19 protein-coding genes are annotated in these 22,443 nt (G+C 71.0%); 7 read left to right on the forward strand and 12 right to left on the reverse strand.

The window, feature by feature from the left end:
• The first annotated feature begins 1 nt into the window (after position 1).
• From KIK09_RS15485 to KIK09_RS15495, 3 genes are all read left to right on the forward strand, one after another.
• The gene (locus KIK09_RS15485) at positions 2-589 is read left to right on the forward strand and encodes a hypothetical protein (RefSeq protein WP_214319903.1); all 588 of its coding nucleotides are present in this window, start codon (positions 2-4) and stop codon (positions 587-589) included.
• A gap of 144 nt (positions 590-733) precedes the next feature.
• Positions 734-1,975, forward strand: a complete 1,242-nt coding sequence (locus KIK09_RS15490; protein ID WP_214319904.1) for an esterase/lipase family protein — start codon at positions 734-736, stop codon at positions 1,973-1,975.
• Positions 1,976-2,166: 191 nt separating this feature from the next.
• On the forward strand, positions 2,167-2,643 hold the full coding sequence (locus KIK09_RS15495; RefSeq protein ID WP_214319905.1) for a MarR family winged helix-turn-helix transcriptional regulator: 477 nt from the start codon (positions 2,167-2,169) through the stop codon (positions 2,641-2,643).
• 14 nt (positions 2,644-2,657) lie between these two features.
• On the opposite strand, the gene KIK09_RS15500 is transcribed toward KIK09_RS15495, so the two are convergent.
• From KIK09_RS15500 to KIK09_RS15520, 5 genes are all read right to left on the reverse strand, one after another.
• Complete coding sequence (locus tag KIK09_RS15500; RefSeq protein ID WP_214320770.1) at positions 2,658-2,936, reverse strand: hypothetical protein; 279 nt, start codon at positions 2,934-2,936, stop codon at positions 2,658-2,660.
• Entirely contained in the window at positions 2,867-3,217 is a 351-nt protein-coding gene (locus KIK09_RS15505; RefSeq protein ID WP_214319906.1) for an AMP-binding protein, read from the reverse strand. The genes KIK09_RS15500 and KIK09_RS15505 overlap by 70 nt, the downstream gene beginning before the upstream one ends.
• A 213-nt stretch (positions 3,218-3,430) precedes the next feature.
• The gene (corA, locus tag KIK09_RS15510) at positions 3,431-4,528 is read right to left on the reverse strand and encodes a magnesium/cobalt transporter CorA (RefSeq protein WP_214319907.1); all 1,098 of its coding nucleotides are present in this window, start codon (positions 4,526-4,528) and stop codon (positions 3,431-3,433) included.
• 1 nt (position 4,529) lies between these two features.
• Positions 4,530-4,997 (reverse strand): nuclear transport factor 2 family protein, encoded by a 468-nt coding sequence (locus KIK09_RS15515; RefSeq protein ID WP_308164113.1) that lies wholly within the window; start codon positions 4,995-4,997, stop codon positions 4,530-4,532.
• 8 nt (positions 4,998-5,005) lie between these two features.
• The gene (locus tag KIK09_RS15520; protein WP_308164114.1) at positions 5,006-5,875 is read right to left on the reverse strand and encodes an amidohydrolase family protein; all 870 of its coding nucleotides are present in this window, start codon (positions 5,873-5,875) and stop codon (positions 5,006-5,008) included.
• A gap of 132 nt (positions 5,876-6,007) precedes the next feature.
• On the opposite strand from KIK09_RS15520, the gene KIK09_RS15525 reads away from it, so the two are divergent.
• Together KIK09_RS15525 and KIK09_RS15530 are read left to right on the forward strand one after the other, a co-directional pair.
• Positions 6,008-6,706 carry a M50 family metallopeptidase gene (locus tag KIK09_RS15525; RefSeq protein ID WP_214319910.1) on the forward strand — a complete coding sequence of 233 codons (699 nt, stop codon included), beginning with the start codon at positions 6,008-6,010 and terminating at the stop codon, positions 6,704-6,706.
• A 46-nt stretch (positions 6,707-6,752) separates the two neighbouring features.
• The gene (locus tag KIK09_RS15530) at positions 6,753-8,333 is read left to right on the forward strand and encodes a serine/threonine-protein kinase (protein ID WP_214319911.1); all 1,581 of its coding nucleotides are present in this window, start codon (positions 6,753-6,755) and stop codon (positions 8,331-8,333) included.
• Between the two features lie 232 nt (positions 8,334-8,565).
• Here the strand turns inward: KIK09_RS15530 and KIK09_RS15535 are convergent, their stop codons facing one another.
• The 7 genes from KIK09_RS15535 to KIK09_RS15565 all read right to left on the reverse strand — a co-directional run bounded on the left by KIK09_RS15535 (position 8,566) and on the right by KIK09_RS15565 (position 18,081).
• Positions 8,566-9,504 (reverse strand): winged helix DNA-binding domain-containing protein, encoded by a 939-nt coding sequence (locus tag KIK09_RS15535; RefSeq protein ID WP_214319912.1) that lies wholly within the window; start codon positions 9,502-9,504, stop codon positions 8,566-8,568.
• A 5-nt stretch (positions 9,505-9,509) separates the two neighbouring features.
• The gene (locus KIK09_RS15540) at positions 9,510-11,819 is read right to left on the reverse strand and encodes a transglutaminase TgpA family protein (RefSeq protein WP_214319913.1); all 2,310 of its coding nucleotides are present in this window, start codon (positions 11,817-11,819) and stop codon (positions 9,510-9,512) included.
• Positions 11,816-13,075 (reverse strand): DUF58 domain-containing protein, encoded by a 1,260-nt coding sequence (locus KIK09_RS15545; RefSeq protein ID WP_214319914.1) that lies wholly within the window; start codon positions 13,073-13,075, stop codon positions 11,816-11,818. The genes KIK09_RS15540 and KIK09_RS15545 overlap by 4 nt, the downstream gene beginning before the upstream one ends.
• A complete protein-coding gene (locus KIK09_RS15550; protein ID WP_250573192.1) occupies positions 13,076-14,056 on the reverse strand; it encodes an AAA family ATPase in 981 nt (326 codons plus the stop codon).
• A gap of 13 nt (positions 14,057-14,069) precedes the next feature.
• A complete protein-coding gene (locus KIK09_RS15555; RefSeq protein ID WP_214319916.1) occupies positions 14,070-16,232 on the reverse strand; it encodes a fibronectin type III domain-containing protein in 2,163 nt (720 codons plus the stop codon).
• A gap of 110 nt (positions 16,233-16,342) precedes the next feature.
• Entirely contained in the window at positions 16,343-17,575 is a 1,233-nt protein-coding gene (locus KIK09_RS15560) for a hypothetical protein (protein ID WP_214319917.1), read from the reverse strand.
• Positions 17,572-18,081: a SigE family RNA polymerase sigma factor gene (locus KIK09_RS15565; RefSeq protein WP_214319918.1), complete on the reverse strand. Its 510-nt coding sequence runs from the start codon at positions 18,079-18,081 to the stop codon at positions 17,572-17,574. The genes KIK09_RS15560 and KIK09_RS15565 overlap by 4 nt, the downstream gene beginning before the upstream one ends.
• A gap of 120 nt (positions 18,082-18,201) precedes the next feature.
• On the opposite strand from KIK09_RS15565, the gene KIK09_RS15570 reads away from it, so the two are divergent.
• Entirely contained in the window at positions 18,202-19,401 is a 1,200-nt protein-coding gene (locus KIK09_RS15570) for a hypothetical protein (protein ID WP_214319919.1), read from the forward strand.
• Positions 19,402-19,837: 436 nt separating this feature from the next.
• Positions 19,838-21,892 carry a hypothetical protein gene (locus KIK09_RS57695; RefSeq protein ID WP_250573193.1) on the forward strand — a complete coding sequence of 685 codons (2,055 nt, stop codon included), beginning with the start codon at positions 19,838-19,840 and terminating at the stop codon, positions 21,890-21,892.
• Positions 21,893-22,443 lie beyond the last annotated feature (551 nt).

Genomic DNA, 22,443 nt, shown 5'->3' on the forward strand with positions numbered 1-22,443 from the left:
CGTGATCAGCAAGCCGCCCGGATTACCGTTTCTGATCGTCTTCTCAGCCGTGGCCGCCATCATCCTGATACGGGCCAGCTACCCGCTCTGGGACGAGATCGAGATGATCCTGATCGGGATCCCCGTCGGGCTGATCCTGCTCACCTACTGGGCAGGCCGGATGGTGTGGGCCGACCACAGGGGAACCGTGCCGGACGGTCTGAAGTACCGCTGGATCCTGCCCTTCTTCATCTCGGGCGGCGTCATGCTCGCGCTCTTCACGGACGCGCCTTTCTGGATTCGCTTCACGATCTCCGAATCGAGCCTGGAGGCCTATGCCAAAGCCGTGACCTCCAGCGACAAGGCGCCCTGCCAATGGGCAGGCCTCTACCACGTATGCGGCGGATCGCGATACCACGACGGCGTCACCGATGAAGTGCTCCCCGATAGTGCACGGTTCGAGGTCCGAGGCTGGTTCCTCGGCGGCGGCAAAGGCTTCATCTGGCTGCCCACCGGCGAGCCGAACGACATAGCCGGCGAGTACGGCGAGAGCTACAGCCATCTGAAGGACCGCTGGTACGGCTACGCAGGTCCCAGGGGCGGCTGGTAATCCACGGCACCAAGGACCGGCCTTGATCTCAGGCCCACCAAGCGCGCGGGTGTGGGGGGCGACATGGGGGTGTAGGGGTGGGGCACATTGATTCGGATCGGGGATCGAGGGAGCTTGGGCCATCCGAGCTATGCGGGAGGGCTGATGGGACAACGATCATGGGGGCGCGCGGTCGCGGCGCTGGTGTTAGCGGGCGGGATGATGGTCGCGGCGCCTGCCGAGGCGACGGCGTCGCTGACGCTGGAGGCCTCCTACACCTCCGGGCTGGAGAACGGGTGGGCGCTGGTCGAGCGCTACAAGGACAACTCCACCGGGTTCCTGTCCGAGACCTATCCGTCTGACGGGCGGGGTGATCAGGCGGGGCAGACCAAGCGGCTGTTCGGCGACGTGGCGCGGCCGCATTCCTCGCGCTTCCTGCTGTATCACGCGCCGGGCTGGCAGACGGGGGCCAAGGCCACACCTGTGCTGCTGGTGCACGGGGCCAACCAGAACGCCGATCTGGCCTGGGCCAATCCCAACGCCAAGGGGGCGTACGGGTGCGGGCAGGCCAGTTGTCCCACCACGGGGCTCATGCAGTACCTGTCGGGGCAGGGGTACAAGGTGTTCGCGATCGGGTTCCCGCATGTCACGGGGGACGGCTACTACTGGGCGGAGCAGATCCACGACGCCGTCGCCACGATCAAGGCGAAGACCGGGGCGGCGCAGGTGGACGTGATCGGCTGGTCGAAGGGGGCGTTCAATGCGCGCATGTACGTCTCGTCGCTGCGCAAGACCTGGGGCACGGCCTACGCGGGCGACGTCAGGAAGCTGATCCTGCTCGGCGGGCCGAACAAGGGCTTCGACTGGGGCTACCGCCACGGCTGGACCCACGATTTCGCGATATTTCCGGAATGCGGGGGGTCGTTGAACGCGCCCGCGCCCCACTCCCAGATGGTCTGCTACGGCCTGTGGCGCAACCACCCCGAGCTGAGCTACGAGGGCGACGCCTACCCCGGCTCCGACGACATGCTCTACCGCTGGGACGACGTCTACCCGCTGCCCACCACCGAGCAGGACTGGTACACCACCTACTACGGCGGCACCGGCTTCTACACCGCCGGCCGCGGGATCCAGTGGGCCATCGACAGGGGCTCCCTGGTGCAACCCCTCATCAACGCGGGCACTCCCGCGAGCGTCCCGGTCTACCAGCTGTGCGGCAACACGCCCGACATGGCGCTGCTCCACAACGAGCACACCGGCCCGTCGGACGGCGCGGTCTTCGTGGCGAGCTGCACCGCCCCCGACGGCATCGCGAACCGGGCCGCCACGGCGACGCTCGCCCTCAACCACCTCAAACTCGGCTGGGCCGCCTCCGCCATGACCCAGATCTCCACCTGGCTCGGCTGAGCCAAGCGGCACAGCAACCGCCTCGTTCCAGCGACATGACGCTGCTGCGGGGTCACGGCAACCGTCTCTTCCCGCGGCATCGCATCGCCACCAGGTACGGCGTGCCTCCCACCGAGGCACGCCGCAGGCGGTGCCGCGACCAAGAACCTGTGTTGTGCAGATAATGACTTGAGAAGATTTAAGATGGGTCCATGTCGACACCTGAGCCGGTGACTCCTGCCCGTCGTGATCTCGAAGCCGGTCTCCAAGCCGAGGTGCAGCAGGCCATCGCCGACGGAATCCTGCTCCAGCAGGCCGTGGCCGACCGCCTCGGCCTGGGCCTGAGCGACTTCAAGTGCCTGACCGCCCTGAGCGGAATGGACGCGCCCACAGCGGGGGATGTCGCCGCTCACACGGGACTGACCACGGGCGCCGTCACGCGGATGATCGATCGCCTGGAGCGCGGCGGGTGGGTGCGACGTGAGCACGGCACTCAGGATCGCCGCAAGGTGATCGTGCGCTTGGTGCCCGAGAAGATGTCACAGGTCGGCCCGCTGTTCGACGGCATGTCGGCGGCGTGGACCCAGGCCCTGGCGGAGTACGACGACGATCAGATCGCGATGATGCTCGACCTGTTCCGGCGCATGCGCACGGTCGCCAGGCAACAGGCGCTCGCCCTCGCCGAGTGACAACCGCGAAGCGGCTATCGGTCGAGCAGCCGATCCCGCAGCGGACCCTTGACGATCTTGTCGACGGCGTTCTTGGGCAGTGCGTCTTCGAACCACACGGCGCGTGGGCGTTTTACGACCGCCGCTTCCAGCACCGCCGGGCGAGAGCACAGTACGTCCTCGATCTCCTTCGGCAGCCCGTAGCCCTCCACCACCGGCACGCCGTACCGCGTTTCGAAGCCGGTCAGCAGCTCCGCGCTCGCCGGCGCAGCGCCGCAGCCGACGAAGCGCAGCGAGGACGTGTCGGGGCGCACGTCCGCGGGTCGAACCGGGGGCCGATCACCGTCGACGCTCCCCCGAGCAGTGGCGCGAGCGTGCTCACCACGATCGCGTTGGCGTGGAACAGCGGCAGGATCAGCAGGGAGCGGTCGGCGGCGGAGACCGCGCTCCATGCCAGCCACATGTCGACCATCGCCGCGATGTTGGCGTGCGTGAGCATGACGCCCTTGGGCTTGGCGGTCGTACCGCTGGTGTAGATCAGCAACGCGAGGTCGTCGCGCTCGGCGCGGGCGTCCGGCGCTCCGCCCGGCGGCACGGGCTCCCCGAGGACGTCCGCGTCGACCGAGCCGCGGCACGACGGGGGCCACCAGCGCGGCGGTCGACTGCTCGACGATGGCCACGGACGCGTTCGACGTCAGTCAATCATCTTGATGTTTTGTCTTTGCCCTTGATGCGGCGTTGCCTGCAGCAGTCCGAACGGGTCGCGACCCACGAGCACGTCACTGGCTGACCTGCGGATACGTTGGCTTCAGAGCCAGTCGCGGCGTTTGAAGACCGCGTAGAGGACGAGGCAGACCGTGCCCATGAGGAAGATGGCGAAGGGGTAGCCGAAGATCCAGTGGAGTTCCGGCATGTGCTCGAAGTTCATGCCGTAGATCGTCCCGACGAGCGTGGGCGCGAAGAGGATGGCGGCCCAGGCGGAGATCTTCTTGACCTCCTCCCCCTGCTTGATGCTGGTCTCCGTGAGGGCCTGGGTGACCAGCGTGGAGTTGATCACCAGGATGTCCTGCAGCATCTGGCGGAAGCCGGCCACCCGTTCCGAGACCGTGATCGCGTGGTCCGCCACGTCCCGCAGGTAGCTCTGGAGCTCCTGGTTGACCCCGTACTTGGGCGCGCCGAGGATGAAGCCGTCGATCATGCGGATGAGCGGCTGCGTGGCGCGCTGGAACTCGATGACCTCGCCCGACAGCTCGTAGACGCGGCGCGAGACCGAGGGGTCGCCGCCGAAGACCTGGGCCTCGATCTCCTCCAGGTCCTTCTGGAGGCCGGCGACGACGGGGGCGTAACCGTCGACCACGGCGTCGAGGATGGCGTACAGGACGGCTTGGGGACCCTGGCGGAGCAGGTCGGGCTCCGATTCCATGCGTTTGCGCACGGCGTGCAGGTCGGGCGCCTCGGCGTGCCGTACCGTGATCACGAAGTTGGGGCCGACGAAGACGTGCACCTCGCCGAAGGCGACCTCCTCGACGTCGTCGAGGTAACGGGCGGCGCGCAGGACCACGAAGAGGGTCTCGCCGTAACGGTCGGCCTTGGGACGCTGGGAGCCGACGATGGCGTCCTCGAGGGCGAGTTCGTGGAGTTCGAACTCCTCGCCCAGCTTGACCAGCTCCCACTCCTTGGGGCGGTAGAGGCCGATCCAGGCCATGCTGCCCGGCTCCTGTTTGAGCCGTTCGAAGGCGTCCGCCAGCGAGCCGGGGTTGTCGACGCGATGGCCGTCCACGTAGATGGCGTTGTCGATGACGGTCGGCCGGTAGGGGGCCTGATCGATGGCCCGCGGGTCCATCGAGTGCTCGGGCGCCTCCTCACGCGGGGCCGTGGCACGCCTGAACCCCTTCAGCCGCGCCATGTCAGACCACGCCGTCCAGCGCCTGGGCGGCGCGGTCGCGGATCGTCTTGCGCCACATGGGGGTCCAGCCGAACACGTAGCCGTGCGGCCGCCCGAGCGCCATCTTGGACCAGTGCTTGAAGTCGAAGTCGTCGTGGTGGCGCACGATCAGGCCGTCCTCGAATCTGAACAGGGCGTCGATCTCGTTGACGACCCGGCGCCCGGTGGTGGAGAAGGTGTAGCGGGCGGTCCAGTGGGCGGTCGCGGTGAAGTCGTCGGCGCGCACATCGCGGTAGTCGGAGGACAGGCCGCCCTGGACGCCCAGTTGCAGCCGCCACATGGCCATGACCTTGTCGCGCCCCTCGACCTCGGGGAAGACGGGGTCGCCGAAGCTCACGTCGGGGTGGTAGCAGCGTTCCATCGCCGCGTGGTCCGCGCGGCCCAGAGCCTCGTAGAAGGCGCTCACCAGCGCCACGTGCCGATCGTTCACGGTTTCCATCAGATCACGGCCGCACCGTTGTGCCAGCACACTGCCCTGAGCCAGTCGTCTCCGAGGTCGAGCCGCTCGAGCGCGTAGAGCTGGTGTGCGTAGGCGTATGGGATTGTCGGGAAGTCGCTTCCCAGGACCACCTTCCCCGCCAGACCGAGATCACGCAACGCCGGGCGCAGGGATGCGGGGAACGGCATGCGCCGCTCGGAGAAGTCGGTGAAGGCCATCGTGGTGTCCAGCATCACCCGCTCGTGGCGCAGCGCCAGCTCGAAGAACGGCTCGTACTCGGGCATCCCGAGGTGCGCGATCACGGCGCGCAGTCGCGGGTGCCGCCGCAGCACCTCGGCCATCGGCCCGGGTCCCACTCCCCCGCCGGGCACGGGCACCGAGCTGGCGTGCACGACCACGGGCACGCCCGCCTCGGCCAGCACGCCCCACACCTCGTCCAGCTCGGCCACGCGCGGATCGAACCCGCCCACCTGGAGGTGCACCTTGAAGACGCGCACGCCCTCCGCCAGGGCCCGCCGTACGTAGTCCACGACCCCAGGCTCGGGGTAGAAGGTCGCCGACAACAGACATCCAGGTGTACGGCCGGCGAAATCGGCCGCCCACGCGTTCAGATCCCGCGCCATGTCCGGCTTGTGCGCGTAGGACAGCGCGGGGAACGAGCGCACGCCCAGCTCCCGCAGCCGCGCCACGCGCTCCTCGACCGGCCACTCGTACTCGATCTTCCACCCGTCGCCCACGAGCGGCCCGCCGTGGTTGAAGTGGTGCCACACCCGCCGCTCCATCCGCTCGGGCAGGAAGTGCACGTGCAGGTCGATCAGCCCAGGCAGGCCCAGCCCACCCCACCAAGCGGGCACATCCGCATCAATCACCCTTTTAGTATGGTTTGTCCCCGCTGTCCGCGCTCCGCGGTGCGGGTTTCCCCGAGCTCGCCGCCGAGGCGACAGTGGAGAGGCATCCGGGCACACTACACAGGCGCGCTCAGATGGATAGGGTCTCCCTCGATGGACAAGCTCTGGGCTCATTTGGTCAAAGTCCAGCCCGCGCCGGACCCCTGGGTGGTCGGCGTGTCCGCGCTGGTGGCGCTGGCGATCGTGGGCTTCACCACGCCGTGGCATCTGAGCCGCGGGCTGATCACGATCGCGCACGAGGGCGGCCATGCCCTGATGGCGCTGCTGACGCGGCGCAAACTGGAAGGCATCCGGCTGCACTCCGACACCTCCGGCGTGACCCTGACCAGGGGGCGGCCGACAGGCCCAGGGATGGTGCTGACCGCGCTGGCCGGCTACCTGGCGCCGTCGCTGCTCGGGCTCGGCGCCGCCTGGCTGACCTCGGAGGGGCGGATCACGCTGCTCATCTGGGCGGTCTTACTGTTCCTTGTCTGCATGCTGCTGCTGATCCGCAACCTGTACGGCGCGCTGATCCTGCTGGCCACCGGCGGCGCCGTCTTCGCGCTCTCGATGTACGCGCCCGGCAGGATCCAGCAGATGGTGGCGTTCCTGGCGGTGTGGTTCCTGCTGTTCGGCGGGGTGCGGCCGATCATCGAGCTGCAGCGCAAGCGGGCCAGGCGGCAGGCGCGCGACTCCGACGCCGACCAGCTCGCGCGGCTGACCATCCTGCCCGGCGGCTTCTACGTGTTCTTCTTCCTGCTGGTCGCGGCCGCTTCCGTGGCCGCAGGCGCATACCTCATGAATCCGCTCTAAAGTCCGAAAAATCGCACTAAACTCGCCCGTGACAGGGGGGAGTGCTGTGCTGCCAGTCGAGGACACTCCTGGTTACCGGGTGCTCGACCAGGCCGGACAGGGTGGATTCGCCGTCGTCTACCGCGCCTACCAGGAGCGCCTCGACCGGGTCGTGGCGCTCAAGGTGCTGTCGGTGGACAGGGTGGACCAGCGCACCATGCGCAGGTTCCAGCGCGAGCTGCAGCTCACCGGGCGGCTGACCGGCCACCCGAACGTGGTGACCGTGTTCGACACCGGCGTCACCCGCAGCGGCAAGCCTTACATCGCGATGGACTTCTTCGAGAACGGCTCGCTGCGCGACAAGGTCCGCAAGCAGGGGCCGCTCCCCGTGCCCGAGGTGCTGCGCGCGGGCGTGAAGCTGGCCGGCGCGCTGGCCGCTGTGCACGAGGCGGGCGTCCTGCACGGCGACATCAAGCCGCAGAACATCCTCATCTCCCGGTACGGCGAGCCGGCGATCGCCGACTTCGGCGTGGCCCGCGTGGTCGACTCCTCCGAGGTGTCGGCCATGGCGCAGGCCTTCACCCCGCTGCACGCGGCGCCGGAGGTGCTGAGCGGGCAGCCGCACTCGGTCGCCAGCGACATCTACTCGCTCGGCTCCACGCTGTACCACCTGCTGGCGGGGCAGCCGGCCTTCCACAGCCCGACGGACCCGTCGATCGCGCTGGTGATGTACCGGGTGCTGAGCACCGAGCCGCCGCCGCTGAAGCGCGCGGACGTGCCACCGGTCGTGTTCGAGGCGATCCTGCGGGCGATGGCCAAGCAGCCGGAGCAGCGCTACGGCTCGGCGCGGGCGTTCGCGCAGCGGCTGCAGCAGGTGCAGGGCGAGCTCGGGCTGTCGGTCACCGATCTGGTGGGCCAGGATCCCGGCCCGAGTCCCGCCATGTCCACGGTGCCGCGCGGTCGTCCCGAGGCCGAGCCGCCGCAGGCCGTCATCTCGACGGGCGCCCAGCTCCCGCCTCCGCTCGCCCCTGTCAGGCAGCCCGTCGATCCGTGGGTGAACAACGGTCCCGCCTATCCCCCGGCGGTCGACCACACGCCGGAGACCGTCGAGCCCTACGCCGGCCCGCCGGCTCCGGCGGGCCGGTGGGCCGGAGCGCCGGAGCCGGCGCGCCCGCAGTCGCGGCTCGGGTTACGGCTGGCCGTCGGGACGTCCGTGGGCGTGGTCGCGATCGCGGGGGCGGGCTTCGCCGTCTACCTGTCGCGGCAGAACACCTCTGAGACGCCGAACCCCCCGGCGGCCTCGAACCAGCCGCAGAAGACCGTGCCCGCCTCCATCGACGAGCGGATGATCGCCTCGCTGGCGCCACGCAACGTGCGCGTGGCCGACAAGGGCCGGATCGTGGAGCTGCGCTGGACGCTGCCCGCCAACGCGATGCGCTACCCGGTGGTCCTGCAGCGCTCCCCCGTCAACCAGGGCGAGCAGCCGATCACCCCGCTCACCCAGGGCACCACCTCGACGAAGGTCGCGGGCTTGGATCCGAACAAGGGCTACTGCTTCCTCATCGGCGTGCCGCTGCAGATCTCCAAGAACAGCACGGTCGCCTGGTCCAAGCCCGCCTGCATCAGGGGCGCGGTCATCGCCGGCTAGTTCCGCTGTGCGCCACCCGGACGGGTTGACCGCGAACACGCAACGGAAGACACACCAGCACGGGCTGAGGGCCGCAGTGCCACCCAGCTGGTGGTGGCGCTGATCTTCCGCCTCTAATTTTCGCGCGACGTGGCCGCCTCGGTGACGAGCGAGGCGGTCTGGGTGCCGGAGATCTCGAGACCCGAGCTGGTCGCCCGGTTCCGTGAGGCGGCTCAGGGCTATCCGGACGTGGCTACCTGAGGAAGCGGGCGACGTCGTCGATCTCCCGCTGGAGCCCGGGCAGGTCGTCGTCGAACGGGGCGACGGTGACCGCGTTGCCCTTACGGCCCCAGGTGCCCCTGATCAAACCGTCGACCAGCACCACCGGGCGCAGGATGCCGCCGCCGGGGAACACCTTCCTCGCGTGCTCAGGGTCGAGGATGGCGTCCCTGCTCTTCCAGCCGAGCAGGTACTCGTCGAACGACGGCGCCAGCCGTACCACCCGCTCGTCGACGGGGTCGTACGGCGGCGCGTCGGCCCAGGCGGCGCGGGCGTCCCCGAGCGACAGGCCCGACCAGGCGGCCAGGTCCTCAGGGGTGGCGTCCGCGTGGGCCCGGCGGTAGCGGACGCCCAGCTCGGCCAGGGCCCTGCCCCTGTCCTGCTCGAAGGCGATCGGCGCGCCCAGCCAGTCGGCGGCGTGCACGTAGGTGGGCTTCCCGCCGCGCAGCGGCCCGAGCACCGCCAGCCCGTAGGAGGCGGCCAGCGCCACCAGGTGCACGATCCCCTGTCCCGCCGCCCTGCCCTTGAGCCTTTTCTCCAGCTCGGCCTTGGTGAGCGGCCCCTGCCCCGCCAGCGCCCCCTCGATCAGCCCGAGCAGGTCGTCGCCCGTGACGCCCTCCTCGGCCAGGCGGCGCAGCGCCCCGGTACGGCGGGCCGTCAGCGCGAGCAGCCACGGCAGGTCGTCGGCGTGCACGAAGTGCAGCGTCCCGCGGGGACCCCAGACCCGCACGATCTCACGCGCCTGCCAGGCCGCCTCGACGTCGGCGACGGTGACCGTGGCCGACCGGGCGCGGAACGCCAGCCGGGCCGACGGGACGTCCTGCGCCTGCACGGCCAGCAGGTGACGGACGATGTCCCCCGCGCCCAGGCCCGGCGGGCGGTGCAGGAGCTGGGCGGCGAGCCTGGTTCTCATGACCGTCATTTCAGCAGAAGCCGCCGGCGCAGGCGGTGCTTGAGCGGGGTCCGGCGGCGGACGGCGACCCGGACGGCGTCGCTGCGACGCCAGGCCTCGTCGGCCGCCTCGGTGGCCACGTCCTCGGGCGCGTACCGCACAAAGTTTGAAATATCGGCCAACGGCTGGAGATGGGCGGAAATGTCGCCCGGGTGGCGGGCGACCACCTCCTCGGCGGTCAGCGCCTTCTGCTCCTTCAGTCCCAGGTCGTCGCAGGTCTGCTGCCAGGCGCCCAGCACCCGCTGCTCGGCGCCCGCCACGTTGCGCCGCCTGCGCCGCCGCCACCAGGGCAGCGCGAGCGCCACCCCGCCGTACACCACGAGGATCACGGCTCCGGCCGCGGGGGCGATCAGCCACAGCGGCGGGCCGCCCGCGCTGTCCTTGGCCTGGGCGCCGACCGGGTGGGTGGAGTCCTTGGGCTTGTTCTCCGTACCCTGGGTGAACTCGCCCGCCAGCTCCTCGCTCTCCTCGATGGCCGAGGAGACGACGTCGTGGTCGTCCTTGGCGCCGCCGCGGCCCGGCGTGGGGAAGAACGGCCGCCAGCCCAGCTTCTCGAACTTGATCTCCGCCCAGGCCATCACGTGCCCGGACTTGACGTGATAGACGCCGTTGACGGGCTGCCCGGGACGGAACCCGACGACCACCCGCGAGGGGAGCCCCAGCGTGCGCGCCATGAGCGCGTAGGTCGCGGCGAACTGCTCCGACGTGCCGCGGTGCGTGGTCTCCATGAAGAACTCCAGGCCCTTCAGCGAGTGCCCGGGCGGCGCGGTCACGTCGTAGGTGGCGTTCGCGCGCAGGTAGTTCTGCAGCAGGTAGGCCTGCTTGATCGGCACGTCCGCGCCCTTGGTGGCCTGCTGCGCCAGCTTGCGGAACAGCGCCTCCTGCGGCCCCGGCGGGAAGGCCGTCAGCGACGGGTCGTTGACGGGCGCGGCCGCCAGCAGGTCCGCCTTGGACGGCTGCGGCACCCGCGAGGTCACCTCGTAGCGGAACCCCTTGACCGGCTTGGTGCCCGCAAGCAGCGCCCCGCTCGTCGGGTCCACGGCCAGCCCGCGCACGCCGCTCACCTCGACCGGCCGCTCGGCCGCCGGCAGCCACGTGCCCGGCAGCCCGTCGAACGTGATCGTCTGCCGCACGGTCGCCGACCTGCCCGTCCACTCCCCCTCAGGCACGCGCCCGCCCGTCGGCTGGAAGCGCGCGCCCGAGGTCCAGCGCACGCCGTCATAGTGATCGAGTACGGCCAGCCGCCAGTTGAGCGGCTTGTCCGCCTGCACGGTGAACAGCTCCCGATCCGGGATCTGCAGCCACGCCGACACCCGGTCAAGCGGGCTCACGCTGTCGACGCGGACCGGCGGCGGCAGCTCCACGTTCCGGCGCGGGTTGTACGGCTCGGCCGCGATGGGCAGCAGCGGGCCCACCACACTGGCGGCGACCGCCAGCACGGCGGCGGCCGGGGCCCCGGCCAGCAGCCAGACCGGCGGCCGCTCGTCGCGCACCATCGCCAGCACCGCCACCAGGACCAGGATCGCCCCCGTCAGGACCAGGTTGTCGCCGTCGCCGTCCACGCCCAGCAGCAGCGCCACGCCGTAGACCGCCAGCGCGGGGAGCGCCGCGGCCACCCGGGTCCTGGTGCGGGTCAGCGTCTCCGCGCCGATCACGGCGGCCACCCAGACCAGGGTGTGCGCCAGGATCAGCAGCCTGGGCTCCGGCTGGACGGGCAGCAGCGTGGTGAGCAGCGCCTGCCAGGAGTTCACCAGGTCGCGCGCCAGTGCCGGGTTGAGGCCGCCGTAGAGCGGGATCGTCGCGACGAACCACAGCACCAGGTCCAGGACCAGCGCCGTCCACAGCGGCCTGCGCCAGGTGACCGCGGCCACCACCACGGGCACCACGGCCGCCGGCGCCACGGTCCTCACCAGCTCGAGCCCCGGGAACACCCGGTGAAACCCCCACCCCGCGACCCCCGTCACGGCGGCCACCACCACCAGCCCAACGACCCGCCGCCACCCTTCCCCCGGCCGCACCTCCCGCCGCCCGGCCTTCGCCTCCCGCACCGCAGACGTGGCGCCGCCGGGAGGACCGGGGTAGGTGTGCGCCGAGGCAGGCTCACCAGGGATGGGCGCGCCCGGAGCGGCGGAGCCGGGCGTGGCGGCGGGGGGCGTGCCGTAGATCGGGGGCGAGACGCGCTCACCAGGTGCAGGCGCGTACGCACCGAGACCGGGCGTGACGTGGGGTGGAGCCGAGACGGGCTCCCCGGAGGGTGCGGTGGGGTCCCAGGTCATCGGGGACTCCAGGCTAGGGGGAGGGTGGGGAGGTCGGGGATGGGGGCCACTGTGACGCCGGGGGCGGTGGGGTGGCCGGGGCCGAGGTAGACGCAGATGACGCGGTCGAAGCGGCGGCGGACCCCGGCGGCACGGCCCACCTCGGCGGGATCCGACGTGACCAGGACGAGGGAGCCGCCGCCCCTGGCCAGCCTGACGGCCTCCGTGACGCCTGCCGTACCGGAGGTGACCAGGGCGAGCCGGTCGAGCACCAGCTCGGCGTCGGCCTTGGTCTCGGCGAGCAGCCCGTCACCGGTGATGAGCCGCACGGGGAAGCCCGCACGGGCCGCCGCGACCGCCACCGACGCGGCCACGTCGACACCGAGCTCGAACGCCTCGCCCTCCGACCCTGACGCCCCGCCCGCGGACCCGGGCGTACCTCGCGGGAACCCCGAGGAACCAGTCACGGATCCAGACGTGTCCCGCGGGAACCCGGAACCACCCGCGGATCCAGACGTGTCCCGTGGGCCCGCCGACCTGGACGTGCCTTGCGGAGACGGGTCGAGGGCGTCGGGGAGGCGGGTGTCGAGGATGATCGTGGTGGTGGGGAGGCTGGCGTCGATGAGCTGGCGGACCATGAGCGTGCCCGTGCGGGCGCTCGAGCGCCAGTGGACGTGCCGGAGGTCGTCGCCGACGACGTACTCGCGCAGCGTGTGGAAGGTGACCGTGCCCGCAGGGGCGTTGTCGCTCGTCGGCCCCTCCAGGTGGTGCGCCCTGCCGGAGGGCGGCACGGGCAGTTGGACCGTGCGCGGGCGCACCAGGAGGGTGACGGCCTGGCCGTACTCCCTGACCCTGCGGGTGAGGCCGAGCGGGTCGGCGCGCACCAGCAGCAGCGGGCCGACGGGGATCTCGCCGCGCACGTCGGTGGGCAGCGGGTAGGAGACCATGCGCAGGCCGCCCTTGGGCAGGCGGGGCAGGTCGACGGTGTGCTCGGCGGCGCCGATGCGGTCGCGGGCGCGCAGTCCCGACAGGCCGGAGCGGCCGAGGTTGCGCACGTGCAGCACCGCGATCGCGGCCTCGCCGCGCGGCACCTTCAGCGGCGTGATCTCGCGGTGCACCTCGAGCCTGGGCCGCGGCGCCGTCCACGCCAGCGCGGCGGCCAGCGCGATGAGGCCGCCGGTGGCCAGCACGACGGGTTCCGGATAGCCGAGGACGAAGCCGGCCGCGTACAGGAGCGCGGATCCGGCCAGGGTCCCCCAGCCGAGCGGCGTGAGCATCTAGGCCGCCTGAGGCACCGGCATCCCGGTGAGGATCTCGCCCAGCACGGCGGTCGCGCCGAGCTCGCGCAGCTCGGCCTCGGGCGTGAGGATCAGCCTGTGCGCGATGACTGGTACGGCGAGCGTCTTGACGTCCTCGGGCACCACGTAGTGCCGTCCCGCGGCGGCCGCCTTGACCCTGGCGGCGCGCAGGAGGGCGAGGCTGCCCCGGGGGCTGGCGCCCAGGCGCAGGTGCGGGCTGGTGCGCGTGGCGGCGCAGAGCGCGACGATGTAGTCGTAGACGGGGTCGGCGACGTGAATCCGGGTGGCGAAGTCGATCATCGCGGCCACGTCGGACGCCCTGGCGACCGCCGGCAGCCGGTCGACCTGCGGGCCTGTCGGCATGCCCTTGAGCACCTCGACCTCGGACAGGTGGTCGGGGTAGCCGACGGAGATCCGCATGAGGAAGCGGTCGAGCTGCGCCTCGGGCAGCGCGTAGGTGCCGTCCATGTCGACCGGGTTCTGCGTGGCCACCACCAGGAACGGCCGGGGCACGGGGTGCGGCTCGGCGTCGACGGTGACGCGGCGCTCCTCCATGACCTCGAGCAGCGCCGACTGGGTCTTGGGCGAGGCGCGGTTGATCTCGTCGGCGAGCACGATGTTGGCGAAGACCGGGCCCTGGTGGAACTCGAACTTCTGGTGCGCCTGGTTGAAGATCGACACTCCGGTGATGTCGCTGGGCAGCAGGTCGGGCGTGAACTGGATCCTGCGCCACTCGGCGTCCACGCTGGCGGCGATCGAGCGGGCCAGCGTGGTCTTGCCGGTGCCCGGGACGTCCTCGATGAGCAGGTGCCCCTCGGCGAACAGGCAGATCAGGGCCAGTTCGATGGCCTCGTGCTTGCCGCGGATGATCCTTTCGATGTTCTGGGCCAGCAGCTGGAACCGCTGGGCGAACTGAGCGGCTAACTGCTGGTTGTTGTCCTGATAGGTGTACTGGGTCAACTGAGTCCCCTTCTCAGTCGTCGCACTCGAACAGCGGGCCCCCTGGGAAGCCATCCGGTACTGCCACCAACGTGCTGCTCAGCCAGCCGTTGCCGTACTGGGTCTCCACCCTGTTCCAGACGTCGCTGTTGCTGTTGTCCTCGTCCTCGTGGACCATCTCGCCCTTCTTCTGGCAGATGACGGTCACCGAGATGTACTGCCCCTTTGGAATGGTCCCGACTTCTCCGCTCTTGGCGGGCCCGGGCCGGACGAGGGTGTTCGTCTGGTTGTTGTTCTTGTTCTGGTACTGCTGGCGCGGATACGCCAGGTCCGCGTCGGTGGACGCCTCGTCCTGGCTCTCCCCCGCGTCGTTCTTGGCCTTGAGCTTGAAGGAGTACTTGGCGTTGTTCTTCAGCCCGTCGACGGTGAACGACGTCCCCTTGATGCCCTCCTTCGTGGCCCCGCCCGTCAGCGTGTACGTCACCCCGTCGTCGGCGTTGGCGGGCGCGCTCCAGGACAGCTCGGCGCCGTGGTTCTTGGGCTTGGCCGAGAACCCGGACGGCGCGCCGGGCGCCACGCACGGCTTGGCGCTCGCGCTCGGCTCCGACTCGACCTCGCCGCCCGACCAGTGGGCGATCACCGTGAAGGTGTACTCGTTGCCGCAGTTGCCCTTGAACTCGAACTGGAACGGCCCGTTCGCGTCGACCGACTGCGGTGTGGCGTCCCCGGATCCGCCCGAGGCCCTGAGCGTGTAGCGCTCGACCTTGCCGCCCGTGGACGGGCTGAAGTGGATCTCGATCTTCCCGGATCCCGACTTGGCGCTGACCGCGCCGGGGCGCGACGGGGCGCTGGGCGACGGGGTCGGCGTGGGCGAGGGTGACGTGGTCCGCGTCGGCGTGGGAGTCGGGGTGGGCGTGGGCTCGTCGGTCGGCTTGTGCTTGGGCTTCTTCGTGGTCGGGTCCGGGTTCGGGACGTCCGTCGTGGTGGGCTCCGGCTCGCCGGTCCGCGTCGGGTCCGGCTTGACCTGGGTGTTGGTGGGTTCCGGCTTGGGCGTCTGCTTGGGCTTGGGCGTGTTCGTGGGGCCGGGGACGTCGGTGTCGTCCTTGACGATGTCGTGCTTCTTGCCCTCGGGGTCGATCACGACGGCCTTGTCGCCGTTCTCGTCGTTGGCCCAGAGCAGGCCGTCCTTGACGAACACGTCCACCGGGCCCGGCTGCTCGGCCACCTGGAGCCTGGTCGGTTCGCCGCCGGCCGCGCTGTCCCACACGATGAGCCCGCCGGTGCCGCGGTCCGGCACGTAGATCTTGGAACCCAGGACCTGCGGGACGCCCAGGGTGGCCGGGTCGTCGACCGCGAACTTGGTGTTGAGCACCGAGTTCGAGGCGGTGTCGATGACCACGAGCAGGCCCGCCTTACCGGGGGCCAGGACGGGGACGAGCGAGCCCTCGGTCGTCGCCGGGGTGAGCACGCCGCCCTTGGCGGCCTGCGCGACCTCCTTGGGCAGGGTGATCTCGCCGATGCCGCCCTCGGCGCCGATGATCGTGGCGGTTGCGGCCCTGGTGTTGACCACGACGGGCAGGCCGCCGGCGACCGTGACCGCCAGCTCCTCGCCCGGGTCGCCGACCTTGACGGGGTTGCCCGCCACGCTCCTGGTGACGGGGACGACCTCGCCCTTGGCGGTGACGGGGACCCACAGGCGCCCGCCGCCGTCGATGCGGGAGGCGCCCAGCGGGCCTTCCAGCGAGACGGGCTCGCCGATGGAGTTCAGCGTGGCGGGGTCGATCCACTGCACCTTGCCCGCCGGGTCCACCGCGTAGGCCGTGGGCCCGGAGACGACCAGTTGCAGGCCGGCCGCGCCGAAGTCGCGGGTCTGGGCGACATTCAGCTGGCTGGGCTCGATCCTGCTGACATATCCGGTACGGTCGTCGACGAGCAGCACGTTCGAGCCGTCCTGGACGACGCGCAACTGCTTGCCCGCCTTGGCGTCGAGGTAGCCGTCGACCTCGCCGGACAGGCCGTTGACGTGGACGACCTTGCCCTTGACCTTCGTCCATAACCATGCGCCGACGTCGGCCAGTTTCGGGTTCGCGCTGGACACGCCCACACCGAAGACGGCGGCCGCCACCACCAGGACCGCCGCCACCGCACCCGCGATCACCGCGGTGGCGCGGTCACCTCGGAGCATGCGGATACGCATCCGTCACTCACCCCGTATGTACGATTACCGTGCGTTTGCCCCCGTTGTAACGCGCATCACGATAGCGCCTTGCCGTACCTCCGCGCAGAGGTACGGCAAGGCCGTTATGTCTATTCAGACATACTGGCGTACTGGGCCTGGTGCCGCGCCCGGAACCGCCCTTGGGCCGTGGCCTCGGTGAACTGATAGGTCTCGAGCAGCCGGCCCTGTCCCGTGCGGACGTCGACGGCATAGGCGTGGATGGTCTTGTCCTCCGCGGGGAGCCTGTCCAGCAGCTTGGGCCGGTCATCCGGCAACATCGCGAGAGGTAGGGGGTACACGTCGACGCGGACCGTCGTCGGGTTGAGCCATCCTCGGATGGTCGGCATCGTGCCGGTTCCCTTCTTGACGTCGACGGGCCGCATGGTGGGGAGCGCCAGCCGTACCGACGACGTCCAGGTGCGCGTCTCGAGGTCGAGGACGGCGAGCTGGTTCATCGGCGACGTCTTGCTCGTGTCGGCCAGCCGGGCGAGCAGGCGCCCGTCCGAGGAGAGAGCGCCGCTGTCCGTGCTCGAGCCCTGCGGTCCCGGCGGAATGCTGACCTTGGCGATGCTGCGCCCGTCCAGCCCCACGGTGACCAGGTCGGTCCAGTTCTTGTGCTCGACCTCCATCACCACGCGGTCGCGGGTGACGATGCGCACGCAGCACCGCTCGGGCAGCCGGGTGGTCCTGCCGGTGGCCAGGTCGACGTAGAGCGCGCGGTTCGGCTTGTCCGAGCCCAGCCCCATGCTCGTGTACACGATCACGAGCTGGGAGCCGTCGGCTGACAGGGTCAGTCCCATGTCCCCGACATCTGCCTTGCTGGGCGGCACCCGATCCGTCCTGACGGGGGTCACGGTGCCGGCCTCCAGGTCCCGAACCACCAGCTGCCGGTCGGCGGCCCGGTAGTAGGCGATGTGGTCGCCGTCGTCGCTGAGCGTGAGCGGCGCTGTGATGTAGCCCTGCGCACCCTTCGGCGGGTAGCTGGCCAGCGCCTGGTTGACCTCCCACTGCACGCCGTCCTGCCCGATGAGCCGCCACTTCATGCAGTTGGCGCCGCACTGGACGAGGGCCACGTCCTTCATCGTCCCCGCTCCGCGATCAGGCAGCGGCCTGACCGGAGTCGCGATCTCCGGAACCGGCTGCTGCCGGTGCTGGACGAGGGGAACGGCCGCGAGCGCGACAGCCGCGGCAAGCGCGGGTGCGACGATCCATCTGGTACGGCGGCGCCGTCGCGTGATGCCGATGGCGCGCTCGGCCAGGCTCGTGGTGGGCTCAGGGGCGTCCTCTGCCAGGTCGGCGAGCGTGGTGCGCAGGCGGGTCATCGGGCCACCTCCTCGGGGTCCAGATCTGACAGCAGCTCGGGCGCCAGTGCCCGCAGCTTCGACAGGGCGTAGTTGGTCTGGCTCTTGACCGTGCCGACGGAGCAGCCGAGCAGGTCGGCCGTCTCCCGTTCTGTGCGGTCCTCGTAGTAGCGCAGGACGATGACGGCCCGCTGCTTGGGGGTCAGCCTCGCCAGCGCGTCCCTGAGCGCCAGCTTCAGCTCCACGTCCTGGCCCCGTTCCGGGAGGTCGGGCGGGGCCGCGCTGGGTAACTCGGCGTGCCGGAGCCTGCGACGCCAGGAGATGTGCTCGTTGACCAGCGCGCGGCGGGCGTACGCCTCCGGGTTGGCGTCGCGTTCCAGCTTGTGCCACTTCTGCGCGACCTTCGCCAGGACGCTCTGCAGCAGGTCCTCGGCGAGATGCGGGTCCCCCGTCAGGAGGTAGGCCGTGCGCATCAGCGCGCGTTCGCGGCTGTAGACGAAGGCTCTGAAGCCGTCGTAGTCATCCATGCCGCCTCCTCTCACCCGTTACCAACGCTGTCGTTCGCTCTCAAGGTTGGAATCGGGTTTGTGGTGAGGCTCCGCCGTACCTCGCGATTCTTGTCGGCGCGAGGCCGTACCTTAGAGCGCGTGCCTGAAGACCCGTTGACCTTGGACGCGGCGCTCTCCGACGAGGCGGTGCTGTCGACCTACCGCCGGATGTTCGCCGCGCTCGCCCGCGACAGCGGCGCCGTGGTCGACGATCCGGTGCTGGTCGACATCGCCGAGACGCTGTTCGCGGCGTTCGCGGAGGCGGGCGAGGAGTGGCTGACGCACGAGCAGATGCGCTTCATCTGCCGCGCCTACCCGGCCGACCAGTTCGACAACCGGCTGCGGGTGCTCAAGGGGCTGGGCGCGATCAGGGAGGTCTTCCCCAAGCCCAACCAGCTGCGCTACCGGGCGTCGTTCACCAGCGTGGTCGGGCTGATGTTCATCCGGCGGATGATGGACGACGGCGGCCAGTCCGAGATGCACCGGTTGCTCGCGCTCGAGGATCTCAACGTCGCCGACCCGCGCACCACCATGGAGGAGGCCCGCCTCTCCGCGGTCAACCTGGCCAGGGCGTTCCGGCTGTGGGCGCTCGAGCTGATCACGCTGTCGTCCGGCACGATCGAAGAGTTGCGCGAGCAGGCGCCCAAGCTGTGGGGCACCGAGGAGATCGCCCGGCGGGCGCAGGGGCTGCACGCCACGATCCTGACCCGGTGGCCGGAGCTCGACCGGGTCTGCACCGATCTGCGTGCCGCGATCTACGCCTACAGTGACGCCTCCCGCCGCGCCGCCGGGCGCCTGGCCGACTCGGCGGGCACGACCCGCAACCTGATGCTGCTGCCGTCCGAGACGTGGCGCACCTTCGCCCAGACGGCCTCCAGGGATCGGCTCGCCGCGGTCCTCGACGGGTTCGTCTTCGACGCGCCCGCGCCCTGGCACGACCCGGCCGCCATCGTCCGGGCCGTCGACGAGGCGCCCCGTCCCGCGCCCGCGCAGCCCGCGCCCCCGCGCTCCGCCCTGCCCGACTCGGGTCCCGCCGACGCCGTCGACCAGTCGGGCGACGCCGCCATCGAGCGCCTCACCGCGGTCGCGGAGTCCGCCCTGGGCACCGGGTCGCGGGTCGCCCTCGCCGACGTGATCGGCTCCGACTGGCCCTCCGCCCGCCGCCTCCTCGCCGACCTCACCACGATCGACCTGCGCCCCGAGCTCCCCTACCGCCTCACCTGGTCCGACGCCCTCACCATCGCCCCCGGCAGCGAGCCCGCCTGGCTCTCCCACGGCTACCTGGAGCGCACCCCATGACCCCACACCACCACGCCCCGCCCCCCTCCCCAGAACTTCGCCCCTCCGCGCGCCCCACCCACGCCGTGCCCGACGTAGGTGCGCTTTCTGCGCGGCGCAGCACCCCCCGAGTCGTACCGGGGTACTTCACGCATTCCGCGCACCGCAGCGCCATCCGAGCCGTGCCCGACCACCTTGCGCGCCCCGCACTGCACAGCACCGCCCGAGCCGTGCCCGACTACGGCATGCATTCGGCGCGCCGTGGTGCCACCCGAGTCGTGCCCGATGCCGGTGCGTGTTCTGGGCGGTGCGGTGCCGTGCCTTGTTCTGTGCTGTGCGGCGGCGGGCTGGACTGCGTCGCGCGGGGTGCGGTGGAGGCGGGGCTTGGTGATGTCGGGCGCGGGGTTGGCCCCAGGAGGGGTGGGGGCGGCTGGCCGTACTGGGTTGAGGGGGTTCGGTGAAGGGGACGCATGCCGTACGCGAGGGCGTGGACGCCGCGTACGCTCACGTGCTGGCTCGGGCCGAGGGCCCGATCGGGCTGGGGGCGGGGGTGTCGGCGCCCGCGGGGATGGCGCGGCTGACGCATGACGACTCCACCGGGGTCGGCGTGCCCGTGTGGCCCGACGGGGTCACGCCGTCGCTGCTGGAGGAGTACCAGGTGGCGCCCGTGCCGGTCGAGCGGGCCGGGGAGTCACGACGGGTGCTGGCCGCGTGCCTCAAGTGCTGCTGGACCGACCTGTCCACCGACCCGTGGCCCGGCTCCCCCGCACCCCTCGATCAGGTGCTCGACACATATCGCGCACTGATCGGACGCACCGACGACCTCATGCGCAACTGGGCGATCGGGGCACTGCGCCGCCTGCACGACTCGGCCTGGGTCGTCATGACCGACGGCGTCGTCCGCCTCGGCCCGCGCTGCGCCACCTGGCCCGTGGAGTCGTACGCCCTGCTGAAGGAACTCCTCCGCCGCCTCCCAGAACCGGACCGCACCGACCTCATCACCACTCTCCCCACCGAAACTTCCTCCGGCGAACAAGCAACCACCGAGCAGCCACCCGTCGACGCACCGAGGACACCAGCCACGTCGTCCCTGCCGTCACACCCCACGAACGTCGCACCTACGCGTTCCGAGGATGCCGGCACCACACCACACGGCAACGCTGCACCGACCGAGGACACCGACTCGGCATCACACGCGCACACGGTGCTGCCCCAGGCTCAGGACACAGGGTCAGTGCCGCATGGTGACACGGCGCCAGCACACGTCGGGCACGAGCAAGCCGCGAATGTCGTGGCAGGGCAGACCGAGCAGGAGCAGCCCGGGGCTGTCGTCCTGGCCCAGACCGCCGACGTAGCGCTGCACGCAGATCCCGCGCCAGAGCAAGCCGAAGACCCCACGCAAACACAGCACGCTGACGTCGCCCCGGAGCCGGGAAGGAATGCCGGGCAGGCGCGGCGTGGGGATGTCGGGCCGCAGCCTGCTGAGGATGCCGTCACGACCCAGGCCGCTGACGTGACGCTCCGCACGGATGTAGAGCAGACCGAAGACACCGTCCAGGCGCAGCACGCTGACGTCGCGCCGGAGACGAGCGGGAATGCCGGGCAAGCACCGCCTGTCGCGGCTGAGCAGACCGAGGACACCGTCCAGGCGCAGCACGCTGATGACATGCGGGAGACGAGCGGGAATGCCGGGCGGCCACGGCGTGGGAGTGTCGGGGTTGCGGCGCGTGTGGTGTCGGAGAGTGGTGGGCGGGTTGAGGGGGCCTCGGGGGACTTCGAGGACTTGCTGAGTGGGTTTGATGAGCGGCGGCGGGCGGAGTTGGTGGCGGCGTTCATGGCCGTCGAGTACGCCGGAGAGCCCGTGCCCGAGGCCAGGTTCGGGGCGCTGCGGGATCCGGCGTTGCGGCACACGCTGGGCGAGATGCTGGCGCGGCGCGGGCGCGTGCTGGTGCAGCATCGCGAGCGGTGGATCTCCGGGTACGCCGACGGGTCCACCGCGCGCCTGCAGGAGCCCGGGCTTTCCGAGGCGGAGCGCGCGGTATTGACGCTGGTGCTGGTGCACTCGGTGGCGATCCCGCGAGCCGAGGGGATGCTGCCGGAGGACTCGTGGCTGTCGCCGCACCCGACGGCGGCTGAGGAACTGCGACGGCACACCCAACTGCCGATCGGCGAGCTCGAGGGCGCGCTGCGGACGTTGCGGCACGCCGGGCTGCTCGGGCAGGTCAAGGCCGGTGAGGAGGCGGGCGGGTACGTCCCCGGGCCACAGTTCCACCGCCTCACGCCCGCGGCTCGGCGCCGGTTGCAGGAGGAGCTCATCCTCGCCGCCGGGCCCCACACGCCGCTGGCGGCAGCCGTACGGGCCAAGAGATCGTCCTCCGAATCCGCGGCCCGCCGTACGGCTCGCGCCGGAAGCTCAGGAGACGTACGGCCCGCACAGTCAGAGACCGTCGAACAAGTCAACGCGGGCGATCCGCCCCCGGGTGAGGTGGGTGCCGTGACGGGTTCGGGATAAACACGAGCACGCTCCTACCGCACCGCGACTCGAAGGAGGCGCCCGCCCGCACGGACCCCGGAAGCCCGGACCGCGCAGGCCCGCCGCAGAGTCGACCGGTCAGGCACTGGCGGGTCGATGCTCGAAGGGCCGACCGGCTGGGCGGGCGCGCGTCGCGGGCGGGTGCGGGTCGCGGCGGGTGCGGGTGCGGGTGCGGGTGCTCCGAGGAAGCGACCAGCCCGGCGCACCGGCTCGGCATCCCGTGGACACGCTTGGTACTCGGATGGGACGAACGGCCAGTTGCGGGACTACGAGTGACGCGGGCCCGCGCTTCGGTGCGGGTGACCGACGGAGCACGGGTCTGCGTTGCGATGTGCGTGGGCGGCGGCTTGGGCGAGCGTTCGGGAGCTGGCGACCGTCCAAGGTCGCGGCACCGCACGCGCACAAGCGCCGAGAGTCCCCGGTGGCGCTGAGGGCGCGGGATACCCCGGGTGCGGGCGTGCGAGACGCGGGAACCTGCGTGCGGGCATGCGCGGGCGGACGTGGCGGGCGTGGGAACGCGTGCGGCGGCG

It is taken from the genome of Nonomuraea sediminis (assembly GCF_018531495.1).
In the GTDB taxonomy this organism is placed as follows: Bacteria; Actinomycetota; Actinomycetes; order Streptosporangiales; family Streptosporangiaceae; genus Nonomuraea; species Nonomuraea sediminis.

What these genes read in the sequence shown, in the direction of transcription:
- corA (WP_214319907.1), bottom strand. Translation starts at nt 4,528, where the DNA reads ATGGCGCGGCTGAAGGGGTTCAGGCGTGCCACGGCCCCGCGTGAGGAG.
- KIK09_RS15560 (WP_214319917.1), bottom strand. Translation starts at nt 17,575, where the DNA reads ATGACCCGCCTGCGCACCACGCTCGCCGACCTGGCAGAGGACGCCCCT.
- KIK09_RS15540 (WP_214319913.1), bottom strand. Translation starts at nt 11,819, where the DNA reads ATGACCTGGGACCCCACCGCACCCTCCGGGGAGCCCGTCTCGGCTCCA.
- KIK09_RS15495 (WP_214319905.1), top strand. Translation starts at nt 2,167, where the DNA reads ATGTCGACACCTGAGCCGGTGACTCCTGCCCGTCGTGATCTCGAAGCC.
- KIK09_RS15490 (WP_214319904.1), top strand. Translation starts at nt 734, where the DNA reads ATGGGACAACGATCATGGGGGCGCGCGGTCGCGGCGCTGGTGTTAGCG.
- KIK09_RS15565 (WP_214319918.1), bottom strand. Translation starts at nt 18,081, where the DNA reads ATGGATGACTACGACGGCTTCAGAGCCTTCGTCTACAGCCGCGAACGC.
- KIK09_RS15525 (WP_214319910.1), top strand. Translation starts at nt 6,008, where the DNA reads ATGGACAAGCTCTGGGCTCATTTGGTCAAAGTCCAGCCCGCGCCGGAC.
- KIK09_RS15555 (WP_214319916.1), bottom strand. Translation starts at nt 16,232, where the DNA reads ATGCGTATCCGCATGCTCCGAGGTGACCGCGCCACCGCGGTGATCGCG.
- KIK09_RS15535 (WP_214319912.1), bottom strand. Translation starts at nt 9,504, where the DNA reads ATGAGAACCAGGCTCGCCGCCCAGCTCCTGCACCGCCCGCCGGGCCTG.
- KIK09_RS15545 (WP_214319914.1), bottom strand. Translation starts at nt 13,075, where the DNA reads ATGCTCACGCCGCTCGGCTGGGGGACCCTGGCCGGATCCGCGCTCCTG.